The organism is Herpetosiphonaceae bacterium (assembly GCA_036374795.1).
Classification (GTDB): domain Bacteria; phylum Chloroflexota; class Chloroflexia; order Chloroflexales; family Kallotenuaceae; genus LB3-1.
This window is the reverse complement of record DASUTC010000195.1, coordinates 1-1,074: the sequence shown is the minus strand read 5'-3', so window position 1 is coordinate 1,074 and position 1,074 is coordinate 1. Positions and strand designations below refer to the sequence as shown.

The window sequence follows — 1,074 nt, the reverse complement described above, 5'->3', positions numbered from 1 at the left end:
ACAACGCCAGCGCCGTGAGGGGACCGATCAGCACGGTGACCGGTGCGCCCTTGAGGACGATGCCGCGCAAGGCGATGAGGAAATACCTGGCAGGCACCACGTGGGTGATGATCTGGAGCGCTTGCGGCATGCTGGTGATCGGGAAGATGAAGCCCGAAAGGATCAGCGTTGGCAGCAGCGAGATGAGCAGCGCCATCTGAAAAGCCACCTGCTGGCTGTCGGCGACCGTCGATATCAACAGGCCGGTCGCGAGCGCCCCGATGAGGAACAGGGACAGCGCCAGCAGCAGCGACAACCAGCTGCCTCTCATCGGCAGGCCGAACAGCACCATCGAGGCCAGGATGATCAGTGCCGCCGAGCCCAGCGAGATGAAGAAATAGGGAACAGTCTTGCCGATCACGAATGGAAAGGTGCCGATCGGCGCCATTCGCACCTGCTCGAGCGTCCCCGACTCCTTCTCGCGCACGATGGACAGCGCGGTTGACGCCACGGCGGTGATCATCGCGATGTACGCGATCAGGCCGGGCACGAGGAACAGCGTGCTGCGCAGCTCGGGGTTGTACCAGATGCGCGGTTCGACACGGAGCGGCGGCTCGATTTCGACACGGCCGGAGAGGGCCGTCCCGGCTTCACGGGCGATGCTCAGCGCATAACCGATGACCGTCGTGGCGGTATTGGCGTTGTCGCCGCTGATCAGCACCTGGACGACAGCCGGACGGCCAGAGACGATCTCCCGGCTGAAGCCTTCCGGGATGACCAGCACGGCGCGGGCGGCGTTGAGATCGAGCAGGCGCTCCGCCTCGGCCGGCGAGTACACGGCTGCGGCAAGATTGAAGTAGCCGGAGTTGATGAAGGCCGACACCAGCGCGCGGCTCTCTGCCGAGCCGTCGCGATCCTCGACGGCCAGGCTGACGTTGCGGATGTCGAAGTTGAGTGCATAGCCGTAGAGCAGCAGGAAGAACGCCGGGATGAACGCCAGGATCAACAGCGTCCGGCGGTCGCGGGCAATCTGCCGCAGTTCCTTGCGATAGACCGCGAGAATCCCGCGCATGTGGTTACGCCTGCCGCCCGGCG

At 64.9% G+C, this 1,074-nt stretch carries 1 protein-coding gene; it reads right to left on the bottom strand.

What is annotated here, in order from left to right; translation table 11 throughout:
* The coding region (locus tag VFZ66_14460) for an ABC transporter permease (protein ID HEX6290389.1) at window positions 1–1,051 on the bottom strand (1,051 nt) is incomplete at its 3' end.
* Between the last annotated feature and the right edge of the window lie 23 nt (window positions 1,052–1,074).